General features: G+C 70.1%; 21 protein-coding genes. 14 read left to right on the top strand and 7 right to left on the bottom strand.

All coding sequences use genetic code 11. The annotated features are described in order from the left end of the window. Positions 1-12: 12 nt before the first annotated feature. The 4 genes from CTZ28_RS27210 to CTZ28_RS27195 all read right to left on the bottom strand — a co-directional run bounded on the left by CTZ28_RS27210 (position 13) and on the right by CTZ28_RS27195 (position 5,417). On the bottom strand, positions 13-1,689 hold the full coding sequence (locus tag CTZ28_RS27210; RefSeq protein WP_121892345.1) for an FAD-dependent monooxygenase: 1,677 nt from the start codon (positions 1,687-1,689) through the stop codon (positions 13-15). A gap of 32 nt (positions 1,690-1,721) precedes the next feature. Beyond that, positions 1,722-2,699, bottom strand: a complete 978-nt coding sequence (locus tag CTZ28_RS27205) for a quinone oxidoreductase family protein (RefSeq protein ID WP_121892369.1) — start codon at positions 2,697-2,699, stop codon at positions 1,722-1,724. Between the two features lie 65 nt (positions 2,700-2,764). Further along, complete coding sequence (locus tag CTZ28_RS27200; RefSeq protein ID WP_121892344.1) at positions 2,765-3,685, bottom strand: zinc-binding dehydrogenase; 921 nt, start codon at positions 3,683-3,685, stop codon at positions 2,765-2,767. 196 nt (positions 3,686-3,881) lie between these two features. After that, entirely contained in the window at positions 3,882-5,417 is a 1,536-nt protein-coding gene (locus CTZ28_RS27195) for an MDR family MFS transporter (RefSeq protein ID WP_121892343.1), read from the bottom strand. A gap of 246 nt (positions 5,418-5,663) precedes the next feature. On the opposite strand from CTZ28_RS27195, the gene CTZ28_RS27190 reads away from it, so the two are divergent. The 7 genes from CTZ28_RS27190 (at position 5,664) to CTZ28_RS27160 (ending at position 13,743) form a co-directional block, all read left to right on the top strand. Further along, positions 5,664-6,125, top strand: a complete 462-nt coding sequence (locus tag CTZ28_RS27190) for a MarR family winged helix-turn-helix transcriptional regulator (RefSeq protein WP_121892342.1) — start codon at positions 5,664-5,666, stop codon at positions 6,123-6,125. Between the two features lie 46 nt (positions 6,126-6,171). Beyond that, a complete protein-coding gene (locus tag CTZ28_RS27185; RefSeq protein ID WP_183154605.1) occupies positions 6,172-7,197 on the top strand; it encodes an LLM class flavin-dependent oxidoreductase in 1,026 nt (341 codons plus the stop codon). After that, positions 7,178-10,609, top strand: coding sequence for an AfsR/SARP family transcriptional regulator (locus CTZ28_RS27180; RefSeq protein WP_259471826.1), 3,432 nt, complete (start codon positions 7,178-7,180; stop codon positions 10,607-10,609). Before CTZ28_RS27185 ends, CTZ28_RS27180 begins: the two co-directional genes overlap by 20 nt. A gap of 184 nt (positions 10,610-10,793) precedes the next feature. Beyond that, a complete protein-coding gene (locus tag CTZ28_RS27175) occupies positions 10,794-11,657 on the top strand; it encodes an AfsR/SARP family transcriptional regulator (protein WP_310887627.1) in 864 nt (287 codons plus the stop codon). Positions 11,658-11,775: 118 nt separating this feature from the next. Beyond that, complete coding sequence (locus tag CTZ28_RS27170; RefSeq protein ID WP_121892339.1) at positions 11,776-12,261, top strand: nuclear transport factor 2 family protein; 486 nt, start codon at positions 11,776-11,778, stop codon at positions 12,259-12,261. Beyond that, positions 12,258-13,346, top strand: coding sequence for an alkene reductase (locus CTZ28_RS27165; RefSeq protein ID WP_121892338.1), 1,089 nt, complete (start codon positions 12,258-12,260; stop codon positions 13,344-13,346). The genes CTZ28_RS27170 and CTZ28_RS27165 overlap by 4 nt, the downstream gene beginning before the upstream one ends. Positions 13,347-13,440: 94 nt before the next feature. Further along, positions 13,441-13,743 (top strand): antibiotic biosynthesis monooxygenase family protein, encoded by a 303-nt coding sequence (locus tag CTZ28_RS27160; protein WP_121892337.1) that lies wholly within the window; start codon positions 13,441-13,443, stop codon positions 13,741-13,743. Between the two features lie 65 nt (positions 13,744-13,808). On the opposite strand, the gene CTZ28_RS27155 is transcribed toward CTZ28_RS27160, so the two are convergent. Continuing rightward, a complete protein-coding gene (locus tag CTZ28_RS27155) occupies positions 13,809-14,525 on the bottom strand; it encodes an SDR family NAD(P)-dependent oxidoreductase (protein WP_121892336.1) in 717 nt (238 codons plus the stop codon). A gap of 205 nt (positions 14,526-14,730) precedes the next feature. Further along, positions 14,731-15,636 (bottom strand): MBL fold metallo-hydrolase, encoded by a 906-nt coding sequence (locus CTZ28_RS27150; RefSeq protein WP_259471825.1) that lies wholly within the window; start codon positions 15,634-15,636, stop codon positions 14,731-14,733. 130 nt (positions 15,637-15,766) lie between these two features. On the opposite strand from CTZ28_RS27150, the gene CTZ28_RS27145 reads away from it, so the two are divergent. From CTZ28_RS27145 to CTZ28_RS27115, 7 genes are all read left to right on the top strand, one after another. Continuing rightward, positions 15,767-16,570 carry an AfsR/SARP family transcriptional regulator gene (locus CTZ28_RS27145; protein WP_121892335.1) on the top strand — a complete coding sequence of 268 codons (804 nt, stop codon included), beginning with the start codon at positions 15,767-15,769 and terminating at the stop codon, positions 16,568-16,570. 10 nt (positions 16,571-16,580) lie between these two features. Beyond that, complete coding sequence (locus CTZ28_RS27140) at positions 16,581-17,708, top strand: phosphotransferase family protein (RefSeq protein ID WP_121892334.1); 1,128 nt, start codon at positions 16,581-16,583, stop codon at positions 17,706-17,708. A 25-nt stretch (positions 17,709-17,733) separates the two neighbouring features. Next, complete coding sequence (locus CTZ28_RS27135; protein ID WP_121892333.1) at positions 17,734-18,291, top strand: flavin reductase family protein; 558 nt, start codon at positions 17,734-17,736, stop codon at positions 18,289-18,291. Continuing rightward, the gene (locus CTZ28_RS27130) at positions 18,288-19,352 is read left to right on the top strand and encodes an LLM class flavin-dependent oxidoreductase (protein WP_121892332.1); all 1,065 of its coding nucleotides are present in this window, start codon (positions 18,288-18,290) and stop codon (positions 19,350-19,352) included. The genes CTZ28_RS27135 and CTZ28_RS27130 overlap by 4 nt, the downstream gene beginning before the upstream one ends. Positions 19,353-19,365: 13 nt before the next feature. Beyond that, positions 19,366-20,325, top strand: a complete 960-nt coding sequence (locus tag CTZ28_RS27125) for an amino acid ABC transporter permease (RefSeq protein ID WP_121892331.1) — start codon at positions 19,366-19,368, stop codon at positions 20,323-20,325. Continuing rightward, positions 20,322-21,071 carry an amino acid ABC transporter ATP-binding protein gene (locus tag CTZ28_RS27120; RefSeq protein ID WP_121892330.1) on the top strand — a complete coding sequence of 250 codons (750 nt, stop codon included), beginning with the start codon at positions 20,322-20,324 and terminating at the stop codon, positions 21,069-21,071. The genes CTZ28_RS27125 and CTZ28_RS27120 overlap by 4 nt, the downstream gene beginning before the upstream one ends. Before the next feature lie 73 nt (positions 21,072-21,144). After that, positions 21,145-22,110: an ABC transporter substrate-binding protein gene (locus CTZ28_RS27115; protein WP_121892329.1), complete on the top strand. Its 966-nt coding sequence runs from the start codon at positions 21,145-21,147 to the stop codon at positions 22,108-22,110. An 18-nt stretch (positions 22,111-22,128) separates the two neighbouring features. On the opposite strand, the gene CTZ28_RS47225 is transcribed toward CTZ28_RS27115, so the two are convergent. Next, positions 22,129-22,365, bottom strand: coding sequence for a 4'-phosphopantetheinyl transferase family protein (locus tag CTZ28_RS47225; RefSeq protein ID WP_183154604.1), 237 nt, complete (start codon positions 22,363-22,365; stop codon positions 22,129-22,131). Positions 22,366-22,450 lie beyond the last annotated feature (85 nt).

The raw sequence follows: 22,450 nt of genomic DNA, 5'->3' as shown, positions 1-22,450 counted from the left end.
AATTCGGGGTGTTCAGGGCTCGGGCCGCTGCAGCACATGCCGCAGCGCGTGCTCGATTTCGGCGACCGGGTCCGGGCGCGCTCCGGCGGAGCGCCACGCCACGAACCGGTCGGGACGCACCAGGGCGGCCCCGTCGGCGCCGATGCCGTACGCAGCGGCGAACGCCCCGTCGGCGTCGAGCAGCCCGGTGCCCGGGCCGACCCGGTGCACCTGGACGGCGACGCCGAGCGCGTCCGCCGCGGCGACGGCGCCCTCCGCCCACGCCGCCCCGTCCGGGCCGGTGAGCAGCACGAACGCATGGCCGAACAGAGCCGTCGTCGAGGTGGCCGAGCCGTCCACGCGGGTGAGCGGGACGTACGGGGCGTGGGATCCTGGCCGGCCGGTGGGCCGGGCCGGGTTCTCGAACAGCTCGCCGCCGTCATCGGGTTCGGCGAGTACGGCGCCCTTCGGGAAGCGGTAGCCGAACGCGATCACCGGCGGCGGCAGTGGCTCGGCCAGAGACGCGTTGGCGAGCTCGGGTGAGATCCGGTCCACCAGGTTCGCGAACTGCTGCTCCACCAGTTCCGCGGCGTACGGCCGGCGTTCGGCGTCGTGGCTGTCGAGCAGTCCCTCGCCCGCAGTGCCGTTCAGCACCGCCGCAAGCTTCCACCCGAGGTAAAGCCCGTCCAGATAGGCAGTGTTGCCGCCCATACCGCCGGTCGGCGGCATCACATGCGCCGCGTCACCGACGAGCAGCACCCGGCCCTCGCGGAACCGCTGGGCGACCCCGCAGGAGATCTCTGTCTCCCCGATCTCCTCGATCTTCAGCGGGGTGTTCGGGATGCCCAGGTCGGAGCGGATCTGCGCGGCGACAGCGTTTTCGCGCGTCCACCAGCCGTCCGGCAGTTCGGGAGTGAGGTTGCGGAAGTACCCGTACAGGCCTGGAATCTCGGTGTTGAACAGGACCGCGCGGCCCACGTGCAGCGCGGTGAAGCGGCGGCCGTCGGCGGCGCCGTCTGTGTGGGACAGCGGCTCGCTGAGATCGGCCTGGAACAGGACGCGCAGCACCTTGCCCACCGTGCCCCGGCCGCTCACGGCGATGCCGAGGGACTGCCGGATACCGCTGCGCCAGCCGTCTGCCGCGACCAGGTACTGGGCCCGGATCACGCGCCGTTCGCCGGTGTCCGTGTGCTCGGTGACCGCGGTGACCCCGTCCGCGTCCTGGGTAAGCGAGGTCAGCCGGGTCGAGAAGTGCAGCCGCGCGCCGAGTTCCCTCGCCCGGTCGGCGAGCACGGCTTCCACGGCGGACTGGCTCGCGGTGCCCCAGTCCTCCGGGGACACATGCCGCATGCTCAGCTGGTCGCCGCTCATCAGTGTGCGCAACACCGGGCCCGCGAGGGTCTCCGCGACGACCATGTGGAAGTCGCTGCGATACCTCCGCCCCCTCTCGCGCACGGTCTCGGCTGCGCCGGCGATGGCCAGCGCCTCCATCGTGTGCGGGTACTGGCCGGTCGCCTTCACCGCGGTCGACGTGCCGGGGTGGCGCTCGACCACCAGCGCTGGTACGCCGTGCAGACCGAGGAAGACGGCCGTGCTGAGGCCACCGGGGCCTGCCCCAGCGACGAGGACGGGGACGGTCTCGTCGGGCTCAGGCGTCGGGGCGGGTGACGGTGTGTCGGCCGGAGTCGACTGCTTGGCTCTCTGTGACATGGGACGGGCTCCCTAGGGACTCGGTTCCGGACTCAGGGGACGAGGACCACACGACCCAGCTGTGAACGGCTCTCGATGACCCGGTGGGCCTCGGCCGCCTCGGTCAGCGGCAGCGCGGTGTGCACAGCGACACGCAGATCTCCCGACGAGACCAGCCGGACCAGTTCCGCCCGTGCCTCCGCGACCCGTGCCGGGTCGGCATTCGCCCACGCGTCGAGCGACGTGCCCACCACGTAGGTGAGACCGAGGAGTTCGGTCATCGCCACCTTCGCGACCTCGCCGTCGGCACCCGCGAAACCGTAGTAGACGAGTCGTCCGTACGGCTTAAGCAGCTTCAGGCCGTCCTTGAACACGGCGCCCTCGACGCTGTCGAGCACGATGTCTACGCCCTGCCCGCCGGTGAGTTCGCGCACCTTGTCCGCCCAGTCCGGCTGGCGGTAGTCGACGACGTCGTCGGCGCCGTGCGCGCGGACGAAGTCGGCCTTGGCGGGCGAGCCGACCGTGCCGATGACCCGGCCCGCGCCGCGCAGTTTCGCGAGCTGGGTGACGATGTGGCCGATCGCGCCGGCCGCCGCGTGTACGAGCACCGTGTCCCCCTTGGCTACCCGGGCCGCGTCGAGGACGCTCCACGCGGTCTGCGCGGTGGAGCCGAGCGCGGTCGCGGTGGTCGCGCCGATGTCCTCGGGCACCACGAGGGCGCGTTCGGCGTCGATGACGACCTGGTCCGCGTACGCGGCGGGAACGCCGAACGCCGCGACGCGGGTGCCGGGCGCGGGCCCGTCGGTGTCCGGGCCGAGCGCCTCGACCCGACCCACCACGTCACCGCCGGGGCGGCCGGGCAGCGGAGCGGGGAACGGGGCTGTGTTGCTCCGTAGTTGGGTCTCGATGAAGTTGACGCCGACGGCCTCGGTGCGCAGGAGCAGCTGGCCCGGGCCCGGTGCGGGCACCGGGGCGTCCTCGACGCGCAGGACGTCGGGGGAGCCGTGCTCGTGGTAGCTGATCAGTCGCATGGGAACCTCGCGGTGCAGTGACGGAAGTGAGTTCGGGGTGCGGTGACGCGCACCGGCGTCCGCGGTCACATGGACAGGACGACCTTGCCGTTGACCGAGCGGGAGTGGAGGGCGGCGATGGCGCGTTGCGGGTCGGTCCAGGGGGTGAGCAGGCCCGGTTCGGCCACGAGCTTCCCGGAGGCAACCAGGGCGAGCAGCAGAGCGAGGTCAGCCGGTACGTCGCGCCGGGTGACCTCGTCGAGCAGGAACAGGTACTCGATGCGGACGCCGGGGCGGGCGTGGCCCCAGTCGGCGGGCAGCCGCAGTTCGGCGCGGACGGTGTTGCCGAATACGGTCGCCACACCGCCGCGTCGCAGCGATGTGTAGCCGGTGGTGAACACTTCACCGCCGACACTGTCGACGAGGATGTCGACGGGAGTGGTGGGCGGCTCCTCGTAGCCGGCAACGACCTTCGCGCCGAATTCGGCGAGCCCCGTGCCGCGGGCCTCGGAACCGACCCAGGCGGTCACCTTGCTGCCGCCCGCGTGGGCAAGTTGCACGGCCACCCGGCCGACGCCGCCGCTCGCGCCGGTGACCAGGGTGTGCTTGCCGAGGAGCCAGCCTGCCTTCTGGAGCGCGTACAGGGCCGTGAGGCCGGCGACCGGCAGGGTCGCGGCGTCGGTGTCGGTGACCCCGTCCGGAACAGCCGCCAGGCGGTCGGTGCGGACCGCGGTGAGTTCCGCCCAGGCGTTGTTCGCGGCGAGGCCGGTGACGCGGGCGCCCGCAGGTGGGCCACTGCCGTCGGCGGCGGCGCGCAGGACCGTACCGACGACGTCCAGACCGAGGGGGGAGCCGACCGGGCGGCGGATCGCGAGGAGGAGATCGGCTCGGTTCAGGGCCGTCGCATGGACCTCGATCAGAGCCTCGTCCGGGCGGGGGCGGGGGTCGGGTACGGAGCGCAGCTCGAGCGCGAGCGGGTCCAGGGTGGTGGTGACCAGTGCCTTCACGTTTTCCTCGCCGACAGGGGATGCGGTGGTTTCTCCCAGGTGTAGGTGGCGGCGCTGGATTCCTGGTCCAGCGGCCATGGGGTCGGCCGACGTCTCGGGTGGACGCCGTCGCGGACCGTACGACCGCCCTCGGCAGTCGTGAAACGGACCGGCCCGCCCAGGGAGGGCCGGGCGGGCCGGGGTGGGGGAGGTGCGGTCAGGCGGGGGTGGACTCGGGGAGCGGGCCCTCGTCCTCGGCGGGCTGCTCCGGGGGAGCCTCCGCGCGGAAGGAGCCGGGCAGGACCACGGCCGCGAGGGCCGCGATCACGCTGAAGGCGATGATGACCCAGTACGAGCCGCCGTACGCCCCGGCAGGGTGCCCTGACGTGCCGAGCCGATCCTGCAGAGTGATCGCGATGGCCGCGATCCCGAGCGCGCCGCCGATCTGGTTGAAGATGAACAGCGCACTGGTTGCCCGGGGCGCGCTGGCCTCGTCGACGGCCTTGTACATGAACGCCATCGTGCCAGGCGCGGTCAGTCCGATGCCGTAGCCGGTCAGGCCGAGCGCAACGGACAGCAGAGCTGTGTTCGTGTCGGAGCCGATCCCCGTGAAGGCAAGTGTGCCGAGCGCAGTGACCAGCATTCCGGCCGTGGAGGTGAGCCGCGCGGTGACCTTGTTCGCCGTCTTGCCGGAGGTGATCGCGCCGGCGGCGCCGAGGAAACCGGAGGGGATCAGCAGCAGACCGGCGTGCAGAGCGCCGAAGTCACGCGACTGCTGGTAGTACAGCGGGGTCAGGAAGAGCAGGGCATTGGCGACCGCGCCGACGAAGAACATCGTGACGACGGCCATCGTGAAGCCACGCTTGCCGAACATACGCAGGTCGATGAGTGGCGTGATCGAGGTGCGCAGCGCGTGCACCACGTACCCGACGAGCAACAGCGCACCGGCGGCGAAGGCGACGAGCGCCTTGGGAGACGAGGCGTCGCCGGAATGCGCGGCCGTCGTGAACCCGTAGACCAGTGCGGCGAAGCCGGGGGAAAGCAGTACCAGGCCGAGAACGTCAAGACGTTCCTCGGGGCGGCCGGCGTGCTGGTCGGCGGGCAGGGTCCGCAGCGCGAGCAGCAGGGTGATCAGACCGATGGGCAGATTGATGAGGAACATCCAGCGCCAGCTCACAGCGTCCACGAGGACACCGCCGAGGACGGGGCCGAGGATCGGACCGACGGTGAGCGGCAGCGAGATCAGAGCCATGGCCTTGGCGACTCGCGAGGGGCCCGCGGTGGTCGCGAGGACACTCTGCACGACGGGCACGATCATGCCGCCGCCGACGCCCTGGATCAACCGGAACAGGATCAGCGACTCGATCGACCATGCACAGCCGGACAGCACCGAGCCGAGCACGAAGAGGGAGACGGCGGTGAGCCACATCGTGCGGCCACCGAAGCGGTCGACGGCCCAGCCCGCGAAGGGCGTGGCGACGGCGACGGCGAGTAGATAGCCGGCGGTGACCCACTGGACGGTGGCGAGCGGCGAGCCGAACGCGCCGCTGAGCGTCTTGACGCCGACGTTGACGATCGTTTCGTCGAGTAGCGCCATCAGCAGGGCCAGCAGCAGAACGGCGGCCATGCGCATGAACGCCGGGTCGAGTTTGTCGCTCGCCGCGGCGGACGTCTCCGGTGCCGCTGGAGCGGTCTGCGAGGGCTCCGATGTCGTATCTGGTGCCGGGGAGGATTCGGGAGTTCCGCGTGTCATGCGTACCGCCTGTTGTCGATTCAGCCGGGGACGGGCGCGGATCGGCGCCGCGCTGTGTTCACCTCTCAGACTAGAGTTAAATGTAGGCGCCTGCATCTAAGTTTCGGACAGATCCCTGCTTGCCTTGCCGATGTACAGGGCTTTGGGGCAGGCTGGGGATGGATGCGCAGGAAAAATACCTGCGTAGACAAGGATCGTGCATAAAGGTGGCTATAGTGGAGGGGAGCGAACGAAGGGGAGGCGGACATGGCGACCGATGGCCGCGCCGGGCGTCCGGAAGAGTTCGACCTGTGGCGTCGACTGACGCTCATGGTCGGTCAGCTCAACCAGTCTCTGGAGAAGACACTCGCGAGCGAGTACCAGATCTCGCTGCCCGAGCTGATGGTGCTCATCGAGCTGCGGTACGGCCATGAGCGCGGCACTCGGGTGCAGGAGCTGTCCGCCGCGGTCGGGCTCGACCAGTCGTCCATGAGTCGGCTTGTCACCCGGCTGGAGAACAAGGGCCTCACGGCCCGGGTCTCCTGCGAACATGACCGCCGGGGCGTGTACTGCACGCTGACACCAGCGGGTGCCGAGCGCGGTGAGCAGGCGGAGGCCCGCTGCCGTGAGGAACTGACGGGACTGCTCGACGTCGCCTCGTTCGACGATCGCTGGGCATCGCTCGTCGCCCGCTTCCGGCACACTGTGGCCGGAGCTGCCACCCCTTAGGACGCGTCACCCCCTCCTTCCGGCCCCGACCGTGAAGGAGACCAGCGTGAAACTGTCCGTCCTCGACCAGTCCGTCGTGCCGGAGGGATCCACCCCGGCCACTGCCCTGCGTAACTCCCTGGACCTGGCCGGTCTGGCGGACCGGCTCGGCTACCACCGCTACTGGCTTGCAGAGCACCACGCCACGCCGTCCTTCGCGGGCCCCGCCCCGGAGATCATGGTGGCCAGGGTGGCAGCCGAGACCCGCCGCATCCGTGTCGGTTCCGGCGGAGTGCTGCTGCCGCACTACAGCCCGCTGAAGGTCGCCGAGGTGTTCCGGGTGCTCGACGCGCTCTCGCCCGGCCGGATCGACCTCGGTATCGGCCGAGGCATCGGCGCCAGCAGCATTGAGGCGCATGCGCTCGCCCCCGGTTCTTCCGCGGATGGGGACGAGACCGAGTTCCCCCGCAAGCTCGCCGAACTCCTTGCCTTCCTGCATGGTGGCTTCCCCGACGGGCATCCGTACGGGCGCATCCAGCTCATGCCCACCGCCGGGGCCCCGGAAGTGTGGCTGTTGGTCGCGAGCCCTCAGAGCGCCGAGTTCGCCGGCCGGCTGGGACTGCCCGTCTCCATAGCCCACTTCGGCCGACCTCAAGTCACCCGTTCCGTCGTGGAGTCCTATCGCGCGGCCTTCGACAGCCGCGACGGGGCCCGACCGCGCGTCCAAATCGGCGTCGGTGTGTACTGCGGGCCCACGGAGGAGGAGGCTCAGCGGGTCTTCGCCAGTCAGCGGCTGTTCCGCTTGCGTATGGGGCGCGGGTTGCTGCTGCCCCTGCCGTCGCCGGAGGCGGCGCTCGACGGGCTGCGCGGCGAGGTGGAACCGCTCGCGGACGAGGTGGCCGAGTGGCCGAGGTGTGTCGTGGGCGACCCCGACCATGTGCACAAGACGCTCACCTCCATGGTCGATGCCCTGGAGGTCGATGAGTTCATGCTGCTCTCTACGATCCACGCGCCTCGAGACCGCATGCGCTCCTATGAACTGATCGCGCGGCGCTTCGGCCTGGCTGCGCAAGGTGAAGACCAAGGCGTTTGAAAACAAACAAGATGACGGGCAGTCAAACAACAATGTCCTGAACCGTGAGACTTCCCGGCCTCGCAAGCGAGACCCGGATCATTACCTGGGCGATCTTGTGCGTAAGCGTGTTCTATTGTGTCGCGGTGTATCGCCGACGTTGCGCATGGTGACTGATCGGGCAGGTGTGTTCTTGAACGGAGAAGCTGCTTCAACCTACGACTTTCGGATACTCGGGCCCCTGGCGGTCCGCACAGGGGGGACGGAACTGACAGTCTCGTCCCCCAAGCAGCGGGTGCTTCTCGCGTCCCTGCTATTACGGGCCGACCAGGTGGTCACGTCTGACGAACTCATCCGCAGGCTCTGGGATGACCAGCCGCCGCAGGACACCCGTGCCGCGCTGCACATCCATACCACTCGGCTGCGGGCGCTGCTACGCGGCTCACTCGGTCTCGATGCCCCTCCGGTCATCGAGACCCACCCGGGCGGCTACCGGATCGCGATGGATCCGGACGCCCTCGACCTGACCCGCTACCGGAAGGCGGCCGCAGAGGCCCGTACCGCCCACAGTGAGCGGGACCCGGACCGTGAACTGAGCGCCCTGGAACGGGCGCTCGCCGAGTGGCGCGGCGACCCCTTCGAAACAGTGCCTTCCGCCTCGCTCCAGACCGAGGTGGCGCCGCAGCTTATCGAGGAACGTCTCACCTTGGCCGAACGACGCCTCGCACTCGTCCTCGACATCGGCAGCAGCGCCGATGTCATCCCTCAACTGCGCGCCCTCGCCGCCGAACACCCGCTACGGGAACGGCTGCGTGAGTATCTGATGCGGGCGCTGCATCGCTCTGGGCAGGTCGCTGCGGCGCTGGAGGAGTACCGCGACTACTACCGGATGCTCGACCGTGAACTCGGACTCCTGCCAGGGCAGGAACTCCAACAGCTGCACCGGCAGCTGCTCGCCGAGACCGGTGAAATCCATGCGTTCCAGGCCACCCCCTCGGGCACCCCCGGTGCGAAGGCCGCCCGCCAGGCCCACCGGAACGCTGGGGTTCAGCCCATCAATCCCAATGCGCCGTGGGTAGTGCAGCGCCAGCTTCCACCAGAGGCAACCCACTTCGTTGGCCGGGAGGAGTTGTTGCAACAGGTCGTCACCGCCCTTACTCCACGCCATCGCACGGTTGTCCCGCTCGTCAGCCTCGTCGGCCCGCCCGGCATCGGTAAGACCGCGCTTGCGTTGCGCGTAGCGCACCGGCTCGGCTCCGTGTATCCCGACGGGCAGTGGTATGTACGCCTCCACGATGCCCGCGGAGGAGCTCGTCCTGTGCATGACATCATTGCCGAGCTGTTGCACTCCTCAGGGGCCGACGTTTCCGCCCTCCCCACCGAACGGCACCAGCTCACTGGCGTGCTCCGCAGCCGGCTTGCCGACCGGCGTGTGCTCGTCGTCATCGACGATGTCAACGACAGCGAACAGATCTTCGACCTGCTGCCTGGTTCCCCGAGCTGCGCCGTCCTCGCCCTGCACCGCGAGTACCGGCCCGACCTCGTTGCCGTCTACGGTGCACGCAGCTTTACTCTCAACCTGCTGTCGCAGAAGGAGGGCGAGGATGTCCTCACCGCCGTCCTCGGCCGGGCCCCGGAGACGCTGTGCAGGACGGCCGTTACCGAACTCGTCGAACTCTGCGGCCGGCTCCCGCTCGCACTGCGGATCGCCGCCGGACACCTCGCCGGACGACCCTGGCGCTCTGTCGAGTCCTTTGTCGAGGCGTTGCGAGAAGGCGACCCGCTGGAACTCCTCGCCCTCGGCGACAGCCCATCCACCGCTGTACGGGCCGCATTCAGCGTCGCCTACAATTCTCTGGCCGCGCTGTCCCGCCGGTTCTTCCGGCTCCTCGGCGTCGTGGGCGACATGGCCTTCACCCCTTGTACCGCCGCACAGTTGGCCGACTGCGAACCCCAGGTGGCCGACCAACTCCTCGACAAGCTTGCCGCGGCCCAGCTCATCGAGGTCTCGTCCGAGGACACGTACCGCTTTCACAGCCTCATCGCCCTGTACGCGGCCGAGCGAGGCGTCGAGGAGGACAGGCCCGCCGACCGGCGACAGGCCCTGAACCGGCTGTGCCGCTGGTATCTGCGTCGCACCGACGAGGCCGTACAATCATGCTACCCGGGATTCCTGCGGTTGTTCCGGCTCGACCCTCGTGTGCTGGCGCCCGAGATCGACCCTCGGGACGCGCAGGCGTGGCTGCGGGCCGAGCAGGCCAACCTCGTCGCCCTCATCGTCCGCGCCGCCGACGCGAAACTGGACGAGGTGTGCGTCCGCCTCGTGGACATGCTCCGTGGCTACTTCACCCTCGGCCGACTCCAGACCGATTGGCTCACCGTCGCCCAGGCCGGGCTGCGCGCCGCCCTATCGCTCGGCGATCAGCGAGTCACTGCCGTGATGCGGCTCAGTGTCGGACTCGCCCTCCAGGGCCTCAACCGGCTCCCCGAGGCCGCCCGCGAACTGCGGGCCGCGCACAGGGGGTTCATCCGACTCGGCGTACGCGATTTCGAAGCCGTCACTGTCAACGCCATCGCGATGAACCAGTTGCAGCAGCCCACAAAGCACATCGACAGCGCTGTTACCCTGCTGGAGCGCGGTTTGGAGCTCAGCAGGCAACTGGATCTGCCGCATGTCGAGGCTCGCGGGCTGATGTACCTCGGTATGGCCCGGCACAGTCAGGGACGGCTCCGCGCGGCCGAGGCCCACTTCAGCCGCGCCGCCGCGATTCTCGACGAGGACGGAGTTCAGCGCTCCCGCCCCGAGGTGCTGGCACGGCTTGGCTGCGTCTACGCCGACTTGCGAGAATGGGACGCGGGCATGGCCAACCTCGACCTTGCGCTGTCGCTCAGCGAGGAGTTCAACGCCTCCCACTCGATCGTCCTCGCCTCCTACGGGCTTGCCCAGATCTACGCCTGCAATGGCCATGTCGACCTCGCCTACCAGTACGCAGAGAGCGCCGTCGTCATCGCCCGTGATCATGGTTATGTCGCCCTGGAGGCCAACGCCCGCAACATCCTTGGGGGACTGCATCTGATCCGGGGCAGATCATCCGACGCTCACGAGGAGTTCAGCCGCACTCTCAGCATCGCCGAACGCATTGGCCACCCCCAGTCCGAGGCCCATGCCCTCATCGGCCTCGGTCGGATCGAACTCGTGGGCAGGCGGCCCGCGGAAGCGTACGAGCTCGGCATGCGTGCGGTCGCTGTCGCCGACAGGTCGGGGCTGCTGCTTCTGCGTGCCCAGGCCGATGACCTGTGCCGGCGCGCAGGTCACTCTCCGGCCCCGGAACGCCAGGTGCCCACTGGCGAAGAGCCCGTGGACGGCGGTGGTGCGGACCTGCCCGAGGTGTCCGACCGTCTTCGGGCGCTGTTCCCGGAGTGCACTGCCTGAGAGCGCGTCGGTGAAAGGAGTGGTGGACGCGTCCTGGGCGGAGGGCGCCTCGGCTCGTCGCGGACGGCTATCTCAACGCCGTATTGCGGCTTCATGACGGCGATGCCTGTGGTGTGTCTGTAATAGGGGAACCTCACTGGGGTGAAAGGCTACGGAAAGTGAGGCGCAAGAACCGAGGAACAGGATGGTGTGCGTCCCCGATCCAGCCCGTCCTGGAGGCGAGATGTACGTACGGATCCTCGGCCCACTCACTCTCACTGAAGGTCTGCGGACTGTCACCCCGCGGGCCCCGAAGCAGCGTCAGCTTCTGGCCTTGCTGCTGCTCCACGCCGGGCAGGTCGTTACCGTCGACGAATGCGTCGATGAGCTGTGGGCGGACTCGCCCCCGCACAGCGCCCACTCCACCCTCCAGACCTACGTGATGCAGACGCGTAAGACGCTCAGAAGCGCCGTGTCCGCCACCGGAGCCCCCGCGGCAATGCACTTGGAGACCCGCGACCGCGGCTACCTCCTCGCCGTCGGTGCCGGTCGACTGGACCTGCACCAGTTCGAGAAGCTCGTCGAGCAGGCGTCCCTTGCCCGAATCGTCGGCGACCACGCCCGCGAGTCCGAACTGCTGCACAGCGCCCTCGGCCTGTGGTCCGGCAAGGCGCTCGCCGACGTCACGTGTGGACCGGTGTTGCGCACCCGGCTCAGCGGACTGCGGGAGACCTGGCTCGGAGCCCTCGAACAGCGCATCGACGCCGACCTGAGGATCGGCCGCCATCACCAGCTCATCGGCGAACTCAGGGTGCTCACCCGCCAGTACCCCACGTACGAGAATCTGCATGCCCAGCTGATGATCGCCCTCTACCGGTCCGGGCGCACCGCCGACGCCCTGGAGGTGTTCACCCGGCTCCGCCGCACCTTCAGCACAGAACTCGGCCTGGAGCCTTCGACCCGGATACGGGATCTGCACGCCGATCTGCTCAACTCCGCGCCTGTCACCGAGTCCGTGTACCTGCCGGGGCCGGACAGTCCGCCAGTGTCGCTGCGTCCGGCCGGCTGACCCCGCGGCGCGGTGCCGTACGGGTGGAGCCGGACTCCACGCCCGCTCCACCGGAACCGGAAAACCTGGCCGGGACCCCAGCGCCCGACCGGCGCCCACGAAGCACAGGAGGAAGACCGTGACGCGGACCGCACCGCCGGACACCAAGACCGTGTCCGACCTGGACTACGCGGCCATCATTCAGTTCTACGCCGGGCACGCGCAGCTGCTGGACGCAGGCCGGGCGGAGGAGTGGGCCGAACAGTTCACCGAGCACGGAACGTTCGCCCAGAACGTCAAGCCCGGCGTCAAGCGTGGCCGGGCGGACATCGCCGCAGGCATGCGCAAGGGCATCGCCGCGCTCGCCGCGCGCGGTCTGACCCGCCGCCACTGGTTCGGCATGGTCGCCGCGGAACCCGTCGAGCCCGACGTGGTGCGCACTCGCTACTACGCTGTCGTGTTCGAGACCCCGAAGGGCGGCGAGCCCCGGCTGTACCTGAGCACCACCGCCAAGGACGTCCTGGAACGCCGGGACGGGACCTGGTTCGTGCGCAGCCGCTACATCAGCCACGACGGTGCCGAGACGATCACCGGCATCGAAGCCGTCACCGAGGCCGGGGCATGAGCGGCCTCTTCGACCCGGTCCCGTTCGGCGGCCTCACCCTGCCGAACCGGATCGTCATGTCCCCGATGGGCCGCGGCCGCACCAGTGCCGACGGCACACCGCTGCCGGTCATGGCCGAGTACTACGCGCAGCGCGCCACCGCCGGACTCGTCATCAGCGAAGCCACCCACCCGAGCCCGGTCGCCGTCGGCCATGCCCACAGCGTCCGGCTGCACACCGCCGAACAGGCCCGCGCCTGGGACGAGATCGTCCACACCGTGCACAGCGCGGGCGGGCGGATGTACCTCCAGATCATGCACGCGGGCCGGATCAGCCACCCCGACCTGCACGGCGAAGTACCCGTCGCGCCGTCCGCCGTCCGGGCCGACGGAGTCGCCCGGATCTTCCGCGGCAAGCCTGCCTATCCGATGCCGCGTCCGCTGACCGCCGACACCATCGCCGCCACAATCGAGGACTTCGCGCGCTGCGCCAGTACCGCCGCCCGCATCGGCTTCGACGGCGTCGAGATCCACGGTGCCAACGGCTACCTGCTGCACCAGTTCCTGTCACCGGTGAGCAATGTACGCGAGGACGAGTACGGCGGCGACGCCGAGGGCCGCATCCGGTTCACTCTCGAGGTCGCGCGGGCCATCGCCGCGGAGATCGGGCCGGAACGCACCGGCATCCGGCTCTCCCCGGGCTTCCCGCTCAACGACATGTCCGAGCCGGACCGGGCCGATGTGTACCCGGTACTGCTCGACGCACTCGACGCGCTCGGCCTCGGCCATGTCCACTTCGTCGCGGGCAGCGACCTCGACCTCGTCCACGAGCTGAGCCGACGGTGGCGGCGCACCGTCGTCGTCAATGCCGGGACCGGGCCGCTCGACACCGGCGCCACCCTCACCGCCGCCGACAAGGCCCTGGCCGACAGTGCCGACCTGCTCTCCTTCGGCCGGCAGTTCCTCGCCAACCCTGACCTGCCCGAGCGGTTGCGCACCCACGCACCGCTCAACGCCTGGAATCCGCGGTTCTTCTACGAGGGCGGCAGCCGGGGCTACACCGACTATCCGGTCCTCGCCGCGAGCGCGGCGGGCCCCGCAGGCTGACCGGCGCCCGCCGGACGGCCTTGTCTGTGCGGCACGGTGTCGGCCGGCCCTCTCACCATCACCCGCCAACGACCATCCACCCGAGGAGACCACCATGGCCGTCGTGTTCGTCAACAAGCTCACCCTGATCGGGGACGCCGAGGAGTTCGAGAACCGCTACGAGGCGGTCGGCGCCTTCATGGAGACCCAGCAGGGCCTCATCCGCTACTCCCTCGTACGGTCCTCGAAGGACGACTCCGTCTACTTCAACATCGCCGAATGGGAGGACGAGGCCACCTTCCGCAAAGCCCTTGCGGAGCCGGAGTTCCGCCGTCGGCTCGACGCGCTCAGCGGGCTCATCAAGGGTGAGCCGCACCTGAGCGTGCCGGTGCGGCAGGGGCAGGCCACCCAGGTCTGAACCGGACGGAACCGCGGGTCGGAGCGTACGCCACGCGCCGGCCCGCGGTGTCCCCATGGGCGTACTCAGCGCACCCCACCGTCCACGTGCAGTATCTGACCGTTGACGTAGCTGCTCTCGGGCGAGGCCAGGAACAGCACCGCTTGGGCCACCTCGTCGCCCGTACCGGGCCGCCCGGCCGCGAGCGTCTCGGCGAACTTCGGCCACAGAGCCTCGTTGCCGATGAGCGCCCTTCCCATGCCGGAGTCGATGTAACCCGGCGCTACACAATTCACGGTCAACCCGTCCGCAGCCAGCTCCAGCGCGGCGACGGAGGTGAACGCCTCCACAGCCGCCTTCGACGCGCAGTACGCCACCGCGCCCGGCGTGGCCCGCGAACCCAGGAGAGAGGACATGGTGATGACCCGCCCCCCCTGCGTCTCACGCACGTACGGCAGGGCCGCCCGCACCGTGTTGAACACGCCGTGCAGGTTCGTGTCGACGACCTCGCTCCAGTGCTCCACGGACAGCGCGGCGACCGGGCCGGGGCGGCTCACGCCCGCGTTCGCGACCACGATGTGCGGACCTCCGTACTGCTCGTGGACCGTGTCCATCAGCGCCGCCACCGAATCCGGTGCCGTCACGTCCGCTTTCAGCGCGACGATGCCCTCGCCCGGGTCGTCCGGGACTTCTCGGGCGGCCACCACGACGGTCGCGCCCGCACCGGCGAGCGCGCTGGCCACGTCCCGGCCGAGCCCCCGGGTTCCCCCGGTGACGACCGCGGTCCTGCCACGCAACTTCATCTCTCCTCCACAGCATCGGCTTCGGGACTCCGCCGAGCCTGCGCGGCACGGCTCGCGCATGGGCGGAGAGGGACTGGAGACGCCGACGTACGGGGAGGTGCCCCGGGGTGCCGTCCAGCGCACCTGGAGCCCCGCTCCAGCGGGCGACGAGACGGTGCGGGGCATGGACACCTGGATATCGCCGCGCCCGGGGTTGTACCGGCCGTCAGGCGAGGCAGCGCAGGGGACGGCCGCCGTTGAAGGCGACCATCTCGCGCATGGCCGGCGCCGATTCGATACGGGCGCCGGGCGCGCCGCCGGCCGCCTCGTGGAAGGCGCGGTGGAGGTTGCCGACCAGCCGCTCGCGATCCAACAGCGCCGCGAACGCGCCTTCGTCGGCGCCCTGCGCAGTCTCCAGCGGGCTCAGCCCGTCCGCGAGCCCCTGTTCGGCGAGCGCCGCGACCCAGCGCAGGTACTCCTCGGTGAACGCGAGCAGTTCCGGTCCGCCGACCCGGCCGTGCCCGACGACGACGACCAGTGGATCCAGCTCCCGCAGCCGCGCGAGCGCCGCGAGGGACCCAGCGAGCGAACCCATGAGCACGAACGGCGCGGCTCCGGAGAACACCAGGTCGCCCGCGAAGAGCACCCGCTGCTCGGGCAGCCACACCACCAGGTCGTCCGAGGTGTGCGCGACACCGGGGTGGATCAGCTCCGCGGTGATGTCGCCGAGGTGCAGCGTCGCCCCCGCGCGCACGGTCAGCGTCGGCAGCACGGTCGGCGTGTGGCCCCACTCGACATGCGGCCACATCGACTGCAGCGCAGTGCCCTTGCGCACCAGTTCGGCGGGACCGGCGTCATGGCTGACCAGCAGCGTGTGCGGGCCGGAGAACACATGGTTGCCGAAGGTGTGATCGCCGTGGTGGTGGGTGCTCACCACGATCCGGCGCGGACCCGGCGCCAGCGCGTCCACCGTGTCCCGCAGCGCGAGCGCCCGCTTCTCCGTGGCCGCTGTGTCGACGACGAGGACCGTGTCCTCACCCACGACGATCCCGGCGTTGTTCACGCACCAGCCGCCCGGTTCCTGAACATACGCGTGCACCCCGTCGGCCACCGTCACCACTGTCCCCGGCATGACTCCACCACCTGTCCCGCACGATCTCGGCTTCCTGCCCGTCCATTGGGCCGACACCCGGTGGAGCGCCGCTGGAGGAGCCGCGGAAACCGCCCGTGAACCACCGCACCCGGCGACGAGAGGAACCACGATGGAATTCGGCGTGCTCGGGGGACTGTCCGTCGAGGACAGCGACGGCCGCCATCTGCCCACCGCGCCCAAGCAACGCCAGCTGCTCGGACTGCTGTTGCTCCACGCGGGAGAAGTCATGCCCGTCCGCACCTGTGTGACCGAGATCTGGGGCGAGCGCCCGCCGCCCAGCGCGGCCACCACCCTGCAGACGTACGTGATGCACCTGCGCCGGCTGCTCGCCCGGATGCCGTCCATCGGCTCCCGCGGGGCCGCCCACAACCGGCTCAGGAGGACCGGACAGGGCTACCTCATCGCCGTGCGACCCGAGGAGCTGGACCTGCTCAGGTTCGAGCAGCTCGTCGAGCAGGCGGGCCGGGCCGCCGACGACGCCACCGTCGCGCGGCTTCTGCGCCGCGCGCTCGCCCTCTGGGAGAGGCCCGTCCTCGCGGACGTGCGCACCGGACCGGTGCTGCAGCCCGCCGTCACCCACTGGGAGGGGCGCCGCCTGGAGGTCCACGTGGCATACCTCGACGCGCGGCTCCGGCTCGGACGGTACCGCGACGTGTTAGCCGAACTCGCCGTGCTCACCCGCCGCCATCCCACTCACGAATCCCTGCACGCCCGATACATGACCGCGCTCTACCAGACCGGGCGGGCCGCAGACGCGCTCGACGTCGCCTCCCGGCTCAGCGGCCGGCTTGCCCGCGACCTGGGCGTCGCGCCGGGCCCCGTGATCGGGCGGCTGCAGTCCGCGATCCGGCACGGCGTCGTCGCTCCCTTCCCGCCCGTCCTTCCGTCCCTTCCCGGCCGGCGCCGGGCGTGAGGAGACCCCCGTGCCCGTACCCCTGCAACGCGACCCCGACCTGACCCGCGCCGTGCTCACCCACTGGTTCGGCACCCGCTCCGACGAGATCGGCGCGGTCGAGCTCGGACCCGTCACCGTGCCGGAGGAGGCCGGCTTCTCCGGCGAGATCCTGCTGTTCGACGCCGAGTGGACCGAGGCCGGCACCCGTCGGTGGCAGGCGCTCGCCGTCCGGGTCGCCCCAACCGGGCACCGGGTCTTCCCCGAGGACTTCTGGGATGGCCAGGTCCGTTTGCTGAAGCTTCTCGGGGACACCGGCCTGCCCGTACCGAGGGTGCTGTGGGACGAGCCCTCCGCCGAGTATCTGGGCGCGCCGTTCCTCGTCATGGAACGCGTCGACGGACAGGTGCCCGCCGATCTGCCCTCCTACCACCGGCAGGGCTGGCTCGCCGAGTTGCCGCCCGCGGACCGGGCCGCAGTGTGGAACGGGGGAGTGGACGCGCTCGCTGCCGTCCACCGCCTCGATCCGAAGGAGACGGGCGCCGACTTCCTGGACCGGCCCGAGTTCGGCCCCACCGGATCGGGGCAGCTGCTGCGGCACTTCACCCACCACCTCGACTTCTACGGGGTCGCCGACGACAACACGACCGCGGACGCCGCCCTCCGCTGGCTGCACGCCCACGTGCCCGACGACGAGGGCTCGACGTCGCTGCTCTGGGGCGACGCCAGGATCGGCAACATCATCTACGTGGGTACGCGGCCTTCCGCGCTGCTCGACTGGGAGATGGCCGCACTGGGGCCGGCCGAGGCCGACCTCGCCTGGTACCTGCACATGGACCGGCACCTCAGCGAGGGCATAGGCGCTTGCCGGCTCACCGGGCTGCCCGGCCGGGCCGAGACCGTGGCCCGCTGGGAGGAACGCACCGGGCGCACGGCGCGGCACCTTCCGTACCACGAGGTGTTCGCCGCCTACCGGTTCTGCGTCATCACCGCCCGTGTGGCCCGGCTGCTCGACGAGAGCGGCATCCTGCCTCCCGGCACGAACTTCCCGCTGCACCGCAACGCGACGGCACTGCTGGGGAGAGTGCTGGAGGAGAACGGCTCGGCAGCGCCTTCCAGAGGGTATGGACCCGCGCTCCAGCGCCCGCGGACAGCCTGAGCGGGCAAGGGAGGAGCTACGGACCATGGCGATCGATGACGAACTGTTCCGCGCGGTGTTCAGCGCGCACCCGGCCGCGGTCTGCATCGTCACCGCTGCAGGCCCCGAAAGCCGGCCGAGCGGTCTGACGACCAGCGCCGTCACCTCCGTGTCGATGGAACCGCCGCTACTGCTCGTCTGCGTGGGCACCGGGTCCCGGACCCTCGCCGCGATCCGGCACTCGGGCGGCTTCGCGGTCAACTTCCTCGCCGTGCACAACGAGCGGCTCTCGGAGCGCTTCGCCGGCAAGAGCACCCAGAAGTTCGCCGGGCTCGACTGGCGGCCCTCCGAGCGCGCCGCCGGTGCCCCGCTGCTGCCGGCGCACCACCTCAGCGCCGTCGCCGAGTGCCTTGTGCACCAGGAGATCCCGGCCGGTGACCACACCGTGTTCCTGGGCGGGATCGAGGGCGCCGCCCTGCACGGCCGCGCGCCGATGCTCTACCACGAACGCGACTACATCCACCTGCCCGTACCCGCCCTGTCCGGGACCGCGACGACCGACTGGCCGTCCTGGTCCGGCCATCACATCGAGGGGACTCCATGAAGTTCGGCATCAACCTCTTTCCCACCGTGGGACCTGCGGAGAAGCCCGCCGGACAGCACTTCGAGGAGTCGCTGCGGCTGGCCGAACTCGCCGACGAACTCGGCTTCCACCACGTCAAGACCGTCGAGCACTACTTCCACGAGTACGGCGGCTACAGCCCCGACCCGGTGACCTTCCTCGCCGCCGCGGCGGCCCGTACCCGCCGCGTCCGCCTCGTCACCGGCGCCGTACTGCCCGCCTTCACGCACCCGCTGAAGCTCGCGGGCAAGCTCGCCATGCTCGACAACATCTCCCAGGGCCGCCTGGACGTGGGCTTCGGACGGGCGTTCCTGCCCGACGAGTTCACCGCGTTCGAGGTCTCGATGGACGAGAGCCGGGCCCGCTTCGACGAGGGCGTCGAGGCCGTCCGCCGGCTGTGGGCGGAGGAGGACGTCGTCTGGCAGGGCACCTTCCACCGCTTCGGCCCGGTCACCATGTTTCCGCGCACCTGGCAGCGCCCGCATCCGCGCATTCTCGTCGCCACCGCGAAGACACCGGCGTCCGCGGAGGCCGCGGGCCGCGCCGGGCACGGCGTGATGCTCGTCCCGTCCATCAACCCCCGCGAACAGGTGCAGAAGACGCTCGTCCTGTACCGCGACGCTGCCTCCGCCGCGGGCTTCAAGCCCAGCGAGGAGGACATCCACATGAGCTACAGCTGCTACCTCGCCGAGGACGGCGAGGAGGCCCGGGAGAAGGGCAAGCAGGCGTCCGAGCGGGCCAATCAGGCCCTCGCGTCCGCCGTGTCCGCGTGGCGCGAGACCCGCAGCGCCGACTACCCCGGCTACGAGAAGATCGTCGAGAAGGCGGGCCGCGGCGACTTCGACCGCAGCGTCGCCGAACGCAAGGCGCTCGTCGGCACCCCCGACGAGGTACGGGCCGCGATCGACGACATCCGGGGCTGGTTCGGCGACTTCACGATCAGCCTCCAGGTCATCTCCGGCGCTATGCCGTTCGAGGAGTCGGCCCGCACCATGCGCCTGTTCGCCGAGCACGTCCTGCCGCACTACGCGTCGAACGACTGAGGACGGATCGCCGATGGTTTCCCTGCGCACCGAGCACGGCCACACCGGCCCGGGCGACGGTACCGGCGGCGAGGACCGTACGTCCCGTGCCCGCAAGGCCCGTTCGGAAAGGCCCGGTGGGGTGGGACGGACGTCGGTGGACGGGGCCGACGCGGCATTCGCGAGGCCCCGCCCGCGACCGCTTCGCGGGGTGGTCGCCGTGGCTGGCCTCGTCCTGCTAGCGATGGCCGTCAACGCCCTGGTCACGAACGACGCGTTCCGCTGGGACGTGGTCGCCAAGTACGTCACCGCAGATGCTGTCCTCGCCGGGCTCGGCACCACCCTGTTGCTGACCGCGGTCGCCTTCTCCGGCGGCTTCGTCCTGGGCATCGCGCTCGCGGTGATGAGGCTGTCCCGCAACCCGATCCTCGTGACCTTGAGCTTCGGTTACACCTGGCTGTTCCGATCCGTTCCGATGCTCGTACAACTGCTGTTCTGGTACAACATCTCGCTGCTGTACCCCAAGCTGTCGCTCGGTATCCCGTTCGGGCCCAGGTTCACCGAGTTCTCCACCGAGCGGATGATCAGCAGCCTCACGGCCGCCGTCATATCGCTCGTTCTGCACGAAGCCGGGCAGCTCGCCGAGATCGTCCGGGCCGGCATCCTGTCCGTAAGCCGTGACCAGACCGAGGCCGCCGAGGCCCTTGGCCTCGGCGGCTGGCGGATCTTCCGCCGGATCGTGCTGCCACAGGCCATGCCCGCGATCCTGCCCCCCGCCGGCAGCCAGATCATCGGCCTGCTGAAAGGCACGTCCATTGTCAGCGTCATCGCCGTGCAGGACCTGCTGTACGCGACCCAGCTGATCTACAACCGCAACTACCTGGTCATCCCGCTGCTGTTGGTGGCCACGCTCTGGTACCTGCTGCTGACCACGCTGCTCAGCGTCGTCCAGCACTTCGTAGAACGCCGCTACGCCACGGGGGACCGAGGATGATCGAGGCCGTCGGTGTCCGCAAGTCGTTCGGCGCGCTGACCGTGCTGGACGACGTCTCGCTCAGCGTTGCCGAGTCCACTGTCACCTGTGTCATCGGCCCGTCGGGGTCCGGCAAGAGCACCTTGCTGCGATGCGTCAACCGGCTCGAGCGGATCGACGCGGGACGCATCGTCGTCGACGGCGAACTCGTCGGCCATGAGTGGCGAGGCGACCGGCTCTACGAGCGGTCCCGCCGCGACGTCGCCCGGCAGCGCACCCGTACCGGCATGGTCTTCCAGAACTTCAGGCTCTTCCCGCACATGACCGTCCTGGACAACGTCACGGAGGCTCCTCGTGCCCTGCTCGGACTGAAGCGGGCCGCTGCCGAAGAGCGGGCTCGCGACCTGCTCGCCCGAGTCGGTCTCGCCGGGAAGGAGACGTCCCGGCCGCACCAGCTCTCCGGCGGGGAGCAGCAACGGGCGGCGATCGCACGGGCTCTGGCCATGGAACCCAGGGCGATGCTGTTCGACGAGCCGACCAGCGCGCTCGACCCCGAACTCACCCGGGATGTGCTGACGGTGATCCGGGAACTCGCCGACGGCGGGATGACGATGATCGTCGTCACGCACGAGATGCGGTTCGCCCGGGAGATCGCCGACCAGGTCGTCTTCATGGACAACGGCCGGATCGTCGAGACGGGCCCGCCGCAGGAGGTCTTCGACGCCCCGCGCAACGACCGCACAGTCCGCTTCCTGACCAGCAACTGACGTGGGGCCGCGGTTCCTTCGCCCCGCTCCCCGCCATGCCCAGAGCACAGCCCAGCCCCGTCGAGGAGGCACGATGTCCCCCACTCCGGCCACGCGTTCCACGGGCGTGCGCGGACGCCGACCGCGCACCGCTCAAGCCCTCGCCACAGCGACCCTGCTCACCCTGCTCCTTGCGGCCTGTGGCTCCGGTACGGAGGAGATCCCCGAGGACACCCGGGCTGCCGGTCTCGGCCGTGAGGACGTGGTCTCCGCGGTGCACGAGGATTCCGCCATCTCCTCGGAGCTGCCCGCGAAGCTGCGTCGGTCCGGAGTGCTGCGCATCGGTTCCGGCATCGGCGTGCCCCCCATCGCGTTCAGCCCCGAGGACGGCGGAGAGCCACGCGGCGTCGACATCGACATCTCCGAGGCCGTGGCCCGTGTCCTTGGGCTGAAGGTGCAGCGCAAGCATGTCAGCGGCGCCTCCCTCATCACCGGTCTAAACGCCGACCGCTACGACCTCGGCACTGCGAATCTCGCCGTGACCGAGGAGCGCGAGCAGGTTCTCGACTTCGTCCTCTACATCACCGACGGCACCGGGTTCGCCGTACGGAACGACAGCAAGCTGAAGAAGGTCGACGACCTTGAGCAACTCTGCGGACTGCGTGTCGGCACCGGTACGGGCACCACGTTCGAAGCCGACCTCCGAGCGGCGAGCAAGAAGTGCGCCGCCGACGACAGGAAGCCGATCACGGTCAGCACCTATCCGGACGCCGCCTCCCACTTCCTGGCGCTGCGTCAGGGTCGGGTGGACGTGCTGATGACGTCGTCCAGCGTGCTGCGCTACGCGGCCACCCAGCAGCCTGATCTGCGCTTCCTCGGCGAGACCGGGCGCAAGAACGTCGGTCTCGCCGTCAAGAAGGGCTCTCCGCTCTCCGAACCCGTCAGGGATGCGGTGAACCAGCTCATCCAGGACGGCACTTACGTGAAGATCCTCAAGAAGTGGCAGCTGGAACCCGCGGCGGTCGAGAAGTCGGTCGTCAACCCGTCGGCGACGCCCTGACCGAGCCCGGGACTGCCGTCACCCGCCGGCGCCCGGCTCCCGGGCACAGGCCCGCCAGGTGATCGCGACGACGTCCGGAACCGCGAGGGAGGCGTGGGCGCCCGCGAGGGCTGGGAGGGTGTGGACCCGCCAACTCGCGGGGGTGCGGGCCGAGTCCGGGCACTCCGGGTGGGTCTCGATACGGCGCAGATCCGTCGCGACGCCCGTGCCCATCGCCTTGGCAACCGCCTCCTTGCGAGTCCAGCAGCGGAACAACGCCGCAGGTCCCTGAGAGGAGACGACCCGCCGCTGGACGAGAGCGCCCGGCGGGCGATGGCGTCGATGTCCACGGGCCGTTCCC

Source organism: Streptomyces shenzhenensis (assembly GCF_003688995.1).
Lineage (GTDB): Bacteria > Actinomycetota > Actinomycetes > Streptomycetales > Streptomycetaceae > Streptomyces > Streptomyces shenzhenensis_A.
The sequence above is the reverse complement of the archived record's forward strand: the minus strand, read 5'-3'. Positions and strand labels throughout refer to the sequence as shown.